The sequence below is a fragment of the Lysinibacillus sp. UGB7 genome, from assembly GCF_049058285.1.
In the GTDB taxonomy this organism is placed as follows: Bacteria; Bacillota; Bacilli; order Bacillales_A; family Planococcaceae; genus Lysinibacillus; species Lysinibacillus sphaericus_B.
The window spans coordinates 1-13,353 of sequence record NZ_JBMGUV010000014.1 but is presented as its reverse complement, the minus strand read 5'-3'; the positions used below and the strand labels follow the sequence as shown (position 1 = coordinate 13,353).

Here is a 13,353-nt window from a genome sequence, read left to right as displayed (position 1 = left end):
TATTTATCCCGCATTAACGGTCAGTAAGCCGCCCACCTCAAATGCAAAGTAACGAGGCGGTCGATCAACGGAATGTAAAAGCCCGATTGGTTCAACTAACAATCAGTGGGCACTGATTGAAGTTTCACTTTATCGAGTAATTTCGTCGGTTTATCCACAACTTTTACTCATTTATCGACATTTAGCGTTTTCAACTCCAAATGTTTGCATTGCAAATTTTGAGGGAAAAGAGTAAAATGGTGCCAATCTAAGAAAAGCGTTGAGAAGGAAAAGTAAATTGGACAAGCATTTAATAGAGAGCCTCTGCTGGTGGAAATGAGGTAAATGAACCCTTTTGAAAATGACCTTTGAGCTTCGTACCGAAAGCTTTGGCGAGTAGGCTACGACGAGATGGCACTCGTTACAACAGCAGCAGTATCTCTCATATGTGGACGTACTGATTGAGGCAAATAGTTTGAGCTATTTGTAAATATAGGTGGTAACACGGGTATACTCGTCCTAATCAGTAATGATTAGGGCGTTTTTTTTATCTTTATTTTGCGGCCGTTTCAGATGTTATTTGCGCCAGAGCAATACACCAGATACGCCAAGGTGAATTTGATAGACATTTTCGAGGGGAGCAACTTAGGATGACGATTATTATTGGAGGCGCTTGGCCATATGCGAATGGTTCGTTGCATTTAGGTCATATCGCCGCATTATTACCAGGTGATATTTTGGCTAGATATTACCGACAAAAAGGTGAGAAAGTTTTATATGTTTCAGGTAGTGACTGTAATGGTACACCGATTTCAATTCGAGCTACACAGGAAAATACCACAACAGAGGCCATTGCCAATAGATATCATGATGAATTTACACAATGTTTTCAGGAGTTAGGATTTACGTATGATATGTATACAAGAACAGATGCTCAGCACCACCACGAATCAGTGCAGACCATTTTTCTACAGCTTTTAGCAAATAATTATTTATATAAAAAGAAGATTGAACAGGCGTATTGTGAAACGGATAAGCAGTTTTTACCTGATCGTTTTGTGGAAGGGATTTGTCCGAACTGTGGTGCGAAGGCGCGTGGAGACCAGTGCGATAATTGTTCGGAAATTTTAGATCCGCTTGATTTAATTGATAAGCGCTGTAAAATATGTGGGAATGAGCCAGTGATTCGAGAGACAGAACATTTTTATTTTACATTCAGTCAATTTCAGGGAAGGCTTGAGACTTATTTAGCTGATGCAAAGGCAGAGAAACGTTGGCGCGATAATGCGTTAGGTTTAACAGAGCGTTATTTGGGCGAAGGTGTGCCTGATCGTGCAGTAACAAGGGATTTACCGAATGGTGTAAATGTACCAGTGCCAGGCTTTGAGGGCAAAAAGATTTACGTGTGGATTGAAGCTGTGGCTGGCTATTTAACCGCAAGTATCGAATGGGCTAAACAGCACGATGTGGCCATCGAGGAACTATGGAATGAAGACACAATCTCGTACTATATACATGGCAAGGATAATATCCCTTTCCATACAGTTATTTGGCCCGCCATTTTAATGGGCATTGGAGCGAAGGCATTACCAACACATATTGTTTCGAACGAATATTTGACATTAGAGAAGCGAAAACTATCGACCAGCCAAAATTGGGCTGTATGGGTTCCTTATATATTAAGTCGCTATAATGCGGACTCCATTCGCTATTTTCTAACGATGAATGCCCCAGAGAATCGCGATACTGATTTTTCTTGGCGCGAATTTATCTATAGTCATAACAGTGAACTACTTGGCGCTTACGGTAATTTTGTCAATCGTACATTGAAATTTTTAGAAAAGTCATTTGCCAGCCAAGTCCCACAGGCTGAGGTGGATGGAGATGTAAGGAAGCAGACGATTCGCTTGTTTAGTGAAGCCGGTATTAGTATTGAAGCGGGGCATTTTAAGCAGGCTTTAGAAGCTATTTTTGAATACGTTCGTGCAGCAAATCGCTATTTTGATGAACGACAGCCATGGTTGCAAGTGAAGAATGACGTTGAGGCAGGAAATCAAACACTTGTAACGTGCGTCTATATTATCGCCAATCTTAGTCAGCTACTGCAGCCTTTTCTACCGTTTTCAGCTGGACAAATTCGAGATATGTTAGGTGTAAAGGAAATGATGTGGCATGAGCAAGTGGCACTGCCATCAGTCATTGGAGAGGTGACGCCGCTGTTTGAGCGTCTTGATGTTGACTTGATTGAAGAAGAATATCAAAAATTAGTAAATGACAGTCAATAAATAAGAAAAGCAGTATGACTTTTTTCCTCGTCATACTGCTTTTCCATGAATATCAATAATGTTGTTGAGCCAGTTCGCTTAAATTGCTCAAAAATTACCTAGTTCATAACAGGGGTTAATTTCGCTACAACGATGCTATTAATAGCATTAACATAGGCAAGGGCACTTGCTTTTAAAATATCTGTATCCGCTGCTTTTGCGATATATTTCTCACCTTCATGTTCGATTGTAATTTTTACTTTACCAAGCGCTTCTTTTCCACGAGAGACACTATTTATATTGTACTCCACTAGCTTCACATCAATTTTTGTAGTTTCTGCGATTGCCGAATACAACGCATCAATTGGGCCAGACCCAACTGCACTAGCTTTAAATACTTCGTCGCCCTTACGAATCTTCACACTTGCAGATGGGAAGCTTGCATTGCTGACGACTTGTAGGTCAGCGAAATCAAAGAATTGATCGCTATAATGAGTAGCATTGGCGTGATTTGCATCGTGCTTTTCATAATAGCTTTCTACAATTACATATAAATCATGGTCGTATACTTCTTTCTTGGCATCGGCTAGCTTTAAGAAGCCGTCAAAGATACCTTCGAACTCTTCAGTAGAAAGATTTGAAAATCCAAGTTTTTCTAAGGCGTTTTTCACGGCATGTCGACCTGAACGTGCAGTTAAAACTAGCTCCATGTCGTCTAGTCCTACGTCTTCAGGATGTACAATTTCGTAGGCATCACGTGATTTTAATAGGCCATCTTGGTGAATACCTGATGAATGGGCGAAGGCATTGTCTCCAGTAATCGCTTTGTTCACTTGTACATCTAAGCCCATAAAGCTAGATACAAGACGTGAAGTATTCATGATTTCTTTTGTATTGATGTGTGTTTCAGCATTGTAGACAGCACTGCGCGTTTTTAATGCCATCACTACTTCCTCTAGTGCAGCGTTACCGGCGCGTTCACCAATACCGTTAATGGTACATTCAACTTTGTCAGCCCCATTTTTAATAGCTGCAAGTGTGTTAGCTGTTGCCATACCAAGGTCATTGTGACAGTGAACACTTAGCAGAACACGGTTGTTAAGATTTTTCATGCGGTCGTTTAGTTTATAGATCATCGCGCCAAATTCCTCTGGCTCTGCAAAACCAACTGTGTCAGGCACATTAATCATCGTGGCGCCAGCTTTCATGACAGCTTCTATTGTTTTCCATAGGTATTCAAAATCAGAGCGAGATGCATCCTCTGTAGAATATTGGACTTGCGGTAGCAGTGTTTTTGCATATTTTACAGCGTCCACCCCAATTTGAAGAATTTGGTCTTTGGATTTACTAAATTTCTTTTCAACATGAATGTCAGAAGTGCCAAGCACCATATGAATCATTGGATTCTCGGCGTATTTTACAGCATTGTAAACAGCATCGATATCTGCCTGTACTGCACGCGCTAAAGCAGTAATCATAATATCATTCGTGTTACCGACTTTTTGTGCGACAGCTTTCACAGCATCAAAGTCACCTTGTGATGAAGCAGGGAATCCAGCTTCGATAATATCGACGCCTAATTTTTTGAGTTGCTGTGCAATCTCTACTTTCTCGTATAAGTTCAGCTTTGCTCCCGGTACTTGCTCGCCATCACGTAAAGTTGTATCAAACACCCAAATTTTTCTTCCCATTTTCAAACACTCCTTTTGTTTAATTAAAATATTGCAAGCTGAGCATGCCGCATCCAAGCAGTGGTAGTCGGATATTAACGCGCACAATCGGCTTTAAAAATAAAAAAACCCGTCTCTATATAAAAATATAGAGACGAGTTTTTGCTCGCGGTACCACTCTAATTGACTTTTTCTTTACAGAAAAAGTCCCCTTATCAACAGCTATTACTGTCTATCCTTATAACGGGGGAATCCGACATCCCTTACTTTATTCACTACGCTTTGGCGAAGTTATAGTTCAGGGAGTAGCTCATGGACGAGTTCAAAATGTGTGTCTCCCGGTTTGCACCACCCACCGGTTCTCTACAAGTACACAGACATCTCTACTATTTCCAATCTAGGCCTACAATGTGTTGTTGAAAGCAATAATACTTGGATATCGTTATTCTGTCAACAATATTCTAAAAATTTTTTGTTTTCTGTCTTAATGTGGGGTAGCAAATTTGTTAGCATGGAATATTGTGTTTAGCATCCATTGAAATTGATAAATTGCTGTAAGAACACCCATTTTCTATGAGATAATATGTGGAGATTCTATACATAGAAAGTAGGCGTGACAATGAAATTTGTATTTGATTTAGATGGTACGATTTGTTTTAAAGGACAGCCATTGAGCCAAGGTATAACTACTGCGCTGGAAAGTTGTATGGAAAATGGCCATGAAGTAATCTTTGCGTCAGCACGTCCAATCCGTGATTTATTGCCCGTATTACCTGAGTCACTGCGAAAACTTCCGATGGTCGGTGGCAACGGCGCATTCGTCGCGAAGAATGCGGTTACGATTGAAGTAAGCACCTTTCCACAAGAAATAGTGGAAGCAATTTCAAGAATTATTTATACATTTGAACTACCGTATTTAATCGATGGTGATTGGGACTACGCGTACACAGGTAGTGAAGACCATCCGATTTACCGAAATTTAGACCCACTGAAGCTTGCAAAAAAAGTAGTACTTGATGAACTGAAGGACATTGTGAAAATTGTATTATTTCCCGGTGAACAACATAAAGAAATAATGGCAGAGCTAGTAAAACTACCGATTTCGTTATATGAGCATACGTCAGAAAATATTGTCGATATGAGTCCTAGTGGTATTGATAAATGGAATGGCTTAAAAAAATTAGGTGTTCTGGAAGGGGATTTTATCGCTTTTGGTAATGATGCTAACGATAAAGCAATGTTTGTGAAGGCAAAGGAAAGTGTCTGTGTGGGCATGCATGAAGTACGAAAATATGCTACTTTACAGGTTTCTGGTGAAGAAGTAGCAGTTATAGCTACGCTACAAGGATTAAGCGATAAATATAAATGCTAATGTGGAATGCATACTGACAGAAAAATTTGACCTTACTATGCATAATATTCATCTGTGTCTCACTGAAGAAAATAATCTGCTAGAAAACTAGACAAGCCTCGATAGACACCTATGCACCTACAGAGGCTTGCTGTTTTTTCATGGAAGTCAGCAGATTCTTGCTATTTATTTAGAGGGGCTTATGATATAGCCTCTTCATTTTGTACCTTGAAGCGTGAAACTTGTGTTTGTAATTCTTCAGCCATTGTAGAGAGTGTAGCTGCAGAAGCGGCCACTTCTTCAATTGTCGCTAATTGTTCTTCAGAGGCAGAAGCCACATTTTGCAGGTTAGCGGATGACATTTGTGCGATTGTGGCAATTTCATCGAAGGATGCGTAAATTTGTTCAGCACTCGATGACATTTCTTCGGAAACGGTTGTCGCCTCTTGAATTTGCATAGATACTTGGGCAATGAGTTCGACGATTTTTGAAAAGCCTTCCTCCGCGACCTTTACAACCTGTATACCAATCTGAACCTCTTCAGTACCGGTATCCATCACCGTTACTGCCCGTTTTGTATCTTGTTGGATTTCTGAGATTAAACCAGCAATCTGCTCAGCTGATTTTTTAGATTGTTCTGCCAATTTTTTAACTTCATCTGCAACGACTGCAAACCCACGACCATGATCACCTGCTCGTGCTGCCTCGATTGCAGCGTTCAGTGCTAATAAGTTGGTCTGTTCTGCGATATCAGTGATAATGTTAATAATATTCCCAATCTCCAACGAATGGTTTCCTAAATTTTTAACAACTGCAGCAGATTCTAATACGGCAGTATTAATGGTATCCATTTGTGTAATGACGCGTTGTAGTGAGTCATTTCCTTTGTTTGCCTCTGTATTTGTCTCTATTGTGAGTTCAGAAACAGCAGCGGTTGTGGCTGCTAATTGCTGGATACCCTTTGTCATAGTTTTCATTGCAGCAGAGCTGTCGGTAGCATTTTTTCCCTGGGCTTCAGAGCCACTAGCTACTTCTTGAATGGAAGATGTAATCTGCTCCGTTGCTTGAATCGTTTGGTCAGCGCTCGCAGTTAATTCCGCAGCAGAAGCACTAACTTGTACTGTGTTTTGACGTACATTTGTAATTACGTCTTTTAAATTTTGAGCCATTTGATTAAAAGCAAGGGCTAAATCGCCAACCTCATCGCGGTTCTTGATGCGAATTTGTTCAGCTGTTAAATCGCCCTCAGCTATTTTTTTTGCTGCTTTGGCCATACCATTGATAGGTCGGGAAATAATGCTTCCCATTACCATGGCAATTATCAGACTAATGACAACGGCAAATCCTCCAAGTAAAATCATCTGAAACTTAATAGATTGAATTTCTTTTGATGTAGCAGTAATTTTTGAATCTACAAATTCCTTTTGATAATTGGCTAGGTTTTCAACTCGCTCATCAAATTGTTTGATAATGAGGCGACCTTGAGTGCTATCCAATTTTTCGTATTGTTCGGTTTGCCCATCATTTTTTAAAGTAAACATACGATCTGCGAACTGTTGAACATTTTCCTCGCTTTTAATAATAGCCTCTAATAATTCAATAGATTTCTGGGACTCGAGTGATGCCATTAAGTCGTCAGATTTTTGTTTGAATTCATCGCGGGAATCTTTATTATTTTGGAGATTTTGTTTATCGCCTAGTAGTAGATAGCCTCGCATACTAACAATCTCTTGCTTTGCGATAGCTTTGAGCTCTTGAATACTAATAGATTTTGTCGTTTGTTCTTCGAGTAAATCACGGTACGTACTATTTACTGAATTTAACTGTTTGAAGTTTAAACCTATTGTCCCAACTAATACAAAAATGACAATTAGGAAGCCGAGTAATAATTTCTTATAGATAGTAAATCGCATGTTTGAAAAATCCTTTCTTAGTAGATTAGTAGAAATGTTACAAAAAAGTGAAATATGTATATATATCATTTATATCAGATTATATGGAATTTACAAAGTATTATGAGTATTTTTGTAGTGATTATTATACAAATTAGAGAAATAAGTCGTAGAATAATAGAATTTTGGGCAATGGCATTAAGTGAACTTGAAACTTAAGAGGATGTGATACGTAAAATTAATTAAGATTAAACAAGGATGTGGAAAAATGTATAGACCAGTTCTAAAATTACCGAAGACGACATATGAAAAGATGTGGGACTATATTGGTGGTGGGGTATTTGTTGTGTCTATCTTATATATTATTGTGATGTGGGGAAAAATACCCGATGAAATTCCAGCGCATTTTAACGGTGGAGGAGAGGTAAATCGATGGGGCTCCAAAATTGAATTATTTATCCTTCCGTTTGTAGGGATATTTTTGTGGGTGTTAATGGGGCTACTTGAAAAAGCACCACATATGCATAACTATCCTGCACGTTTAAACGAAAGTAACGTTGAACAATTTTATTTAAATAGCCGAAAAATATTGAATGAAGTGAAAAATTTTTGCTTAATTTTGTTTGCATTCATCTCATTCCAGATGGTTCGTATTGCTTTAGAGAAAGTAGAAACATTAGGCTGGTGGTTCCTACCATTCGTACTGATTGGAACAGCAATTCCCATTATAAAAGGTTTGGTTGCATCTTCAAAAATTAAATAGCTATGTTTCCATTATGAATTAATAATTTTGTGTCCAATGCAATACTTTAGCACAGAAATGGAGGTGTCTCTAACTTTTGAGACACCTCTCTTTTTTTTGTGGTAAATTTAGGATATAGGAAATTGAAAGAGGTGCGAAAGAAAGACATGCAAAAGAAGTTTAAATTACAGGGTGGACGCTCAATTACTATTCTAAACCAGCCACAAGATGTGATATTGGAGGGGATTTCGCACTCAGGGGATGCCCCGTATGATCGTATCATTTCCTTTGTGTTTTCTGTTGAGGACATGGTAACTTATTTAAACAGTGCGCTCAAGGCTAATGTGTTAGTGGAGCAGGGCTATTTATTTTTTGTTTATCCGAAAAAGGGTAATAAAAAATATGAACAGTTTATACATCGTGATGAAATTTTCCCTGCGATTCAAGTAGATGAAGAGAAATACATTGTCAGTAGTGATTATAAATTTGCAAGTCTGATGTCTCACGATGAGACGTTTTCAATTTTGAGCATTAAGAGATAGTATGGCCCGTGGTAAGAAAAAGACGGCAAATAGTCAATGTGTTAGCGACTATGAAAGAATGGTTCCTCAATTGCGAGAAAAGCTTGTAGATAATGCTCAGGATGTAGTCTTTTATGATGGCCTAACACCAGGGTATCAAAAGGACTGGGCTCGTTATATATATAGCGCGAAAAAGGAAGAAACGGCAGGCAGCTCGTTTAGAGGAAATGCGGGACATAACAAGACAAGGCTTTAAGACGAAGGAGTTATATCGTAAAGCAAAAAGTGAAGGAAAGCATAATATATTCGTGAGTAAGTTTCTTGAAAGCATTGCATGATGAAAAAAGAAAACTTTCACGAAAAAAGCACCGAGAAAGCATATATGGGACAATAGCGATTACAGGCTTATAATTTTACACGAGGTTGTCGAACAGCTGACCTTAAATGCCACATTGGTTCAACTACCAATCCGTAGAGGAGGAAGAAACCCCCTTTGGATTGAAGTTTTACTTTATTATGTAGTGTGGAATTAAAAATTGCTTTAAAGTTATCTGAAAAGTGAGATATATAATTCGGGGCAAAAGATACGATTTTAAAAGTGAGGGTTACAGTATGAGTACTTATATCGAACAAGTAGATGAAAAATGGCGCGAAAGTTTGGCTAAGCTAGTGGAAGTAGTGGAAGTTAATTTACCCGAAGGCTTTGAACGAACAATGTACTATGACATGATAAGCTATGTTGTGCCGTTATCGACATATCCAAAAGGTTATCACGTAACGCCAAATACTCCGCTCCCGTTTATTAGTCTTGCTGCTCAAAAGCGGCATATAGCTTTATATCATATGGGTATCTATACGGATAAGGCATTGCTCTCTTGGTTTCAAGACGAGTATGCCAAGTGTGTACCCACAAAACTGAATATGGGGAAAAGCTGCATTCGTTTTACGAGTACGAAAAATATCCCTTATGATTTGATTGGCGAGCTTGTTTCAAAAATGACACCAGCCGAATGGATTCTAAAATATGAAGGAGAGCTGAACAGATGAAAAGCGCTACAACATTTTTAATGTTTCAAGGACAAGCACATGATGCAATCGAGCAATATAAACAATGGTTTACGGATTTAACAGTAGAAAGTTTGACTTATATGGAAAATACTCAACAAGTGGCAATGGCTGTTCTCGATTTAAAAGGTTTGAAAATTATGGTGAATGATAGTGTCATTAAGCATGATTTTACTTTTACACCTGCTACATCTATTTTTGTAGAATGTGAGACACTCGAAGAAGTCGGAAGTCTTGCAGCGCAAATATTAGAAGGTGGACAAGCTTTAATGCCACTGGACAATTATGGCTTCTCTAAGCAATTTGCCTGGATTGCGGATCGTTTCGGTGTATCCTGGCAAATTACGTATAATTAAATATATGGAGGAGTATATATGAATAAGTGGATGGAACGAGCTGTGGCGCTAGCGCTTGAAAACGTAGCACAAGGCGGGCAGCCATTTGGAGCTATATTAGTAAAAGATGGCGAAATTATTGGCGAGGGCGTCAATGAACTGCATCTACGTCCAGATAGCACAGGTCACGCTGAGCTACTAGCCTTACGACGTGCTCAAGAAAATCTAGCTTCTATAGATTTACGTGGTACAGTGATGTATGCAAGCGGTGCCCCCTGCCCAATGTGCTTTGGCGCGATGGCAATGGCTGGTGTGGATAAGGCTTATTTTGCTAATTCACTAGCAGATGCCATAGCGGTAGGGTTAGGTCGCTCAAGTGAGGTATACGCTGATCTACAGAAGGCTGATGCCGAACGAACATTTCAAATGATACAATTACCAGTAGAGGATGAAGAAAAAAATCCGCTGCATGTCTGGTATAAAAAATGTAATAACGATTAAAGGGGAATAAGGTATGGCAGTAACTTTAGTGAAACACGACATTAAATATGCAGAAGCGATACATGCGTTATCTTCTATGCCACAGGTGCGAGATACACTTGGGTTACCTGCCGGTAAAGTAGAAGATACGATCAATTTTATTAAACGAGAATGTATAGATGAAGAAGAGGGTAAGACCGTTCCACGTGTTGTCTTGAACGAGGAAGGACAAGTCATCGGTGTGACAGCACTGATGTTTATAGATCATACGAAAAAGAGCTGTCATATTGGTTCATGGCTTGGTTATGAGTTCTGGGGAAAGGGCTATAATCTAGAGGCAAAAACGGCGATACTTGATATTGCGTTTTTTGAGTTAGGGCTAAAGCGCGTTTTTGCAGGGGCAAGAAAGGTTAATGTTCGCTCACAAAAGGCGCAAGAGAAGTTGCCTTTTATTCGTTTAGGTGTAGAGCAGGATTATCCGCAAGAGCATACATGGTTAGAGGTGAAGGAAAAACAACCATGTGTTTTAAATGTCTTTGAACGCAATGATTTTGTGCGTCACTGTATCTCTCTAGAACAGGTGGAGGGCCCACGTGAAAGCTATTTGCCACAGTTATTGATTGCGGATGAAAGTGAGGTAGCCGTTCGTCAGTATATGAATGACGGTGACTTATACGAGATTAAGTGCGGTGAAAAATTAGTGGGTATTGCGTTGCTTATTGCGCACTCAGCAACATCCATTGAACTTAAGAATATTGCCATTTTATCGGCGTTTCAAGGTAAAGGTATTGGGAAGGAAGCCGTGCAAAAAATTACTACGATTAGCGCATCACAAGGTTATAAAAATGTCATTGTGGGCACGGCAAATTCTAGTATTGATAATATTGCTTTTTATCAAAAGTCTGGTTTTCGTATGGAAGCGATTGAAAAAGATTTTTTTAGTAGTTATCCAGAACCTATCTATGAAAATGGTATACGTGCCTTAGATATGATTATGTTTTCAAAGGCATTATAAATCGAGGCGAAAATTCCTCGATTTTTTTTTTGTCGTGAAACCTATTTAAAACTGTGGAAAAAGCTAGTTTAACGAGGCGGTGTCCTATCCTTGGAGGGTGCGTTACTACAAATGGATAAATGTCAGCTAATTAAAAAAATACCCGTCCAACTTCTGGTTGAGCGGGTATTGCTATTTGCCAAGCAGTAAAGCCATTAATTTTTCCTTGGAATGTAAAAAATCATCGAGTGAATAGCGATCTAAAACAGTTAAATAAGCTTGGAGTGCTTCATAAAGTACGCCTTTTAACTGACATTCAGGGGCAATTTTACATAGGTTATTTTCTTTATCAAAGCACTCCACCAAGTGGAAATCTTCTTCTGTATGACGTACTATTTCACCGATCGTAATCGTCTTTGGATCGATCGCCAGACGAATACCACCACCACGTCCGCGGATTGTCTCGATGTAACCAAGCTGTCCAAGCTGGTGTGTCACCTTCATTAAATGGTTTTTTGATATATTATAGGCGTCTGAAATTTCTTGAATAGTGGATAGTTGGTCGTTTTCCTTCGCTCCTAAATAAATGAGTGTCCGGAGGGAGTAATCCGTGTATAAAGTTAATCGCATTAGAACACCCTACTTTCTAAAGTTCATAAATAATTATAGCATTATCCTCTATTTCATAGTAATATGAATGCTTTTTAAAAAGATGTATTTAAAATACATGAATTATGTCTATTTTGTTAAAGATGTATTTTATATATTGCTTTAAGAGAATCAAAACGTTATATTGTAATCATGAAAGGATGGTATGCGATATGTTAAAACAAGAAACAGTACAAATTATTAAAGCGACAGTTCCAGTATTAGAAGTTCATGGTGTAGCAATTACAAAGACGTTTTACAAAAATATGTTTCAGGCTCATCCGGAATTATTAAATATTTTTAATCACACGAATCAAGAACAAGGGCGTCAACAAACAGCGTTAGCAAACACTGTTTATGCCGCAGCTGTTCATATAGAAAATTTAGGGGCGATTTTACCAGCAGTTATGTTAATTGCTCATAAACACCGTAGTTTAGGTATTTTACCTGAGCATTACCCAATTGTAGGAGAACACTTATTAAAAGCGATTAAAGAAGTTCTGGGAGATGCAGCAACAGACGACATTATTAACGCATGGGCTGAAGCGTACGGTATGATTGCAGATGTCTTCATTCAAGTAGAAGAAGAGTTATATCAAAAATCAGAGGTTAATGGTGGATGGCGTTTATTCAAACCACTAAAAGTAGCGAAAAAAGAAGTTGAAAGTGACCTAGTAACTTCTATTTACTTTGTGAATGAAGATGGCACGCCATTACCAGCTTATGAGCCAGGCCAATACATTAGCCTTCGAGTGAAAGTACCTGGTGAAGAATACTTAATGAACCGTCAATATACACTTTCTCAAGCGACAGCGGAGCAAGGTTACCGTATTTCAGTAAAACGTGAAAGCGATCATACACCAAACGGTAAAGTATCTAACTTTATTCACGACGTTTTACAAGTTGGTGATTTAGTAGACGTAAGTGTTCCGGCAGGTCTGTTTGTTTTAGAAGAAACAGCTGCACCCATCACATTTGTAAGTGGTGGCATTGGCGTAACACCTTTAAATAGTATGCTTCAATCTCTAAAAGACGATGCGACAAATGAAGTGAACTTCATTCAATGCGCGCGCAATGAGAATGTCATCGCATTTAGTGATGATATTCAAGAAAAAGTAAATACTCTTCCAAATGCAACATACACAGCATTATACTCTGATGAAGACAAGCTCATCACTAAAGAGTTACTGGCTGAAAGTATAGCGAATAATACAGATGTATATGTATGCGGCCCAACTGGTTTTATGGAAGCGGTTATTAAAAACTTACATGAAATTGGCGTAGCAGACGAAAAAATTCACTATGAATTCTTTGGTCCAGCAATGCAGCTAGCAAAATAAAATAAAATAAAAGATCTCCCTGATATGAGCGGTATTTTATTCCCTCATATCAGGGATTTTTTGTTGTGGCGA

The 13,353-nt window shown here is 38.7% G+C and carries 13 protein-coding genes and 2 other annotated features; of the genes, 10 read left to right on the top strand and 3 right to left on the bottom strand.

The features are described 5' to 3' along the window. Nucleotides 1-250: 250 nt before the first annotated feature. Nucleotides 251-504 (top strand) — a binding site (T-box leader). Between the two features lie 125 nt (nucleotides 505-629). Further along, nucleotides 630-2,264 carry a methionine--tRNA ligase gene (gene metG, locus ACOMCU_RS13870; protein WP_010860433.1) on the top strand — a complete coding sequence of 545 codons (1,635 nt, stop codon included), beginning with the start codon at nucleotides 630-632 and terminating at the stop codon, nucleotides 2,262-2,264. A 98-nt stretch (nucleotides 2,265-2,362) separates the two neighbouring features. Here metG and ACOMCU_RS13865 read toward each other — a convergent pair whose 3' ends face one another. Then, entirely contained in the window at nucleotides 2,363-3,934 is a 1,572-nt protein-coding gene (locus tag ACOMCU_RS13865) for a 2-isopropylmalate synthase (RefSeq protein ID WP_421050523.1), read from the bottom strand. 126 nt (nucleotides 3,935-4,060) lie between these two features. Continuing rightward, nucleotides 4,061-4,322, bottom strand: a binding site (T-box leader). 210 nt (nucleotides 4,323-4,532) lie between these two features. On the opposite strand from ACOMCU_RS13865, the gene ACOMCU_RS13860 reads away from it, so the two are divergent. Then, on the top strand, nucleotides 4,533-5,285 hold the full coding sequence (locus ACOMCU_RS13860) for an HAD-IIB family hydrolase (protein WP_421050522.1): 753 nt from the start codon (nucleotides 4,533-4,535) through the stop codon (nucleotides 5,283-5,285). A 179-nt stretch (nucleotides 5,286-5,464) separates the two neighbouring features. On the opposite strand, the gene ACOMCU_RS13855 is transcribed toward ACOMCU_RS13860, so the two are convergent. Beyond that, nucleotides 5,465-7,177: a methyl-accepting chemotaxis protein gene (locus ACOMCU_RS13855; protein ID WP_010860430.1), complete on the bottom strand. Its 1,713-nt coding sequence runs from the start codon at nucleotides 7,175-7,177 to the stop codon at nucleotides 5,465-5,467. Nucleotides 7,178-7,424: 247 nt separating this feature from the next. Between ACOMCU_RS13855 and ACOMCU_RS13850 the strand changes: the two genes are divergently transcribed. The 7 genes from ACOMCU_RS13850 to ACOMCU_RS13820 all read left to right on the top strand — a co-directional run bounded on the left by ACOMCU_RS13850 (nucleotide 7,425) and on the right by ACOMCU_RS13820 (nucleotide 11,314). Beyond that, the gene (locus ACOMCU_RS13850; protein WP_010860429.1) at nucleotides 7,425-7,919 is read left to right on the top strand and encodes a DUF1648 domain-containing protein; all 495 of its coding nucleotides are present in this window, start codon (nucleotides 7,425-7,427) and stop codon (nucleotides 7,917-7,919) included. Nucleotides 7,920-8,041: 122 nt separating this feature from the next. Next, on the top strand, nucleotides 8,042-8,440 hold the full coding sequence (locus ACOMCU_RS13845) for a hypothetical protein (RefSeq protein ID WP_051112160.1): 399 nt from the start codon (nucleotides 8,042-8,044) through the stop codon (nucleotides 8,438-8,440). 1 nt (nucleotide 8,441) lies between these two features. Beyond that, the gene (locus tag ACOMCU_RS13840) at nucleotides 8,442-8,675 is read left to right on the top strand and encodes a YdeI/OmpD-associated family protein (RefSeq protein WP_051112159.1); all 234 of its coding nucleotides are present in this window, start codon (nucleotides 8,442-8,444) and stop codon (nucleotides 8,673-8,675) included. Between the two features lie 356 nt (nucleotides 8,676-9,031). Beyond that, complete coding sequence (locus ACOMCU_RS13835; protein ID WP_010860428.1) at nucleotides 9,032-9,466, top strand: DUF1801 domain-containing protein; 435 nt, start codon at nucleotides 9,032-9,034, stop codon at nucleotides 9,464-9,466. Further along, nucleotides 9,463-9,840: a VOC family protein gene (locus tag ACOMCU_RS13830; protein ID WP_010860427.1), complete on the top strand. Its 378-nt coding sequence runs from the start codon at nucleotides 9,463-9,465 to the stop codon at nucleotides 9,838-9,840. The genes ACOMCU_RS13835 and ACOMCU_RS13830 overlap by 4 nt, the downstream gene beginning before the upstream one ends. 18 nt (nucleotides 9,841-9,858) lie before the next feature. Further along, nucleotides 9,859-10,320: a nucleoside deaminase gene (locus ACOMCU_RS13825; protein ID WP_421050521.1), complete on the top strand. Its 462-nt coding sequence runs from the start codon at nucleotides 9,859-9,861 to the stop codon at nucleotides 10,318-10,320. Between the two features lie 13 nt (nucleotides 10,321-10,333). Continuing rightward, nucleotides 10,334-11,314, top strand: a complete 981-nt coding sequence (locus ACOMCU_RS13820) for a GNAT family N-acetyltransferase (protein WP_010860424.1) — start codon at nucleotides 10,334-10,336, stop codon at nucleotides 11,312-11,314. Between the two features lie 171 nt (nucleotides 11,315-11,485). Here ACOMCU_RS13820 and ACOMCU_RS13815 read toward each other — a convergent pair whose 3' ends face one another. Then, nucleotides 11,486-11,923: an Rrf2 family transcriptional regulator gene (locus tag ACOMCU_RS13815; RefSeq protein WP_010860423.1), complete on the bottom strand. Its 438-nt coding sequence runs from the start codon at nucleotides 11,921-11,923 to the stop codon at nucleotides 11,486-11,488. Between the two features lie 191 nt (nucleotides 11,924-12,114). On the opposite strand from ACOMCU_RS13815, the gene hmpA reads away from it, so the two are divergent. Next, a complete protein-coding gene (gene hmpA / locus ACOMCU_RS13810; protein ID WP_010860422.1) occupies nucleotides 12,115-13,281 on the top strand; it encodes an NO-inducible flavohemoprotein in 1,167 nt (388 codons plus the stop codon). Nucleotides 13,282-13,353: the final 72 nt, after the last annotated feature.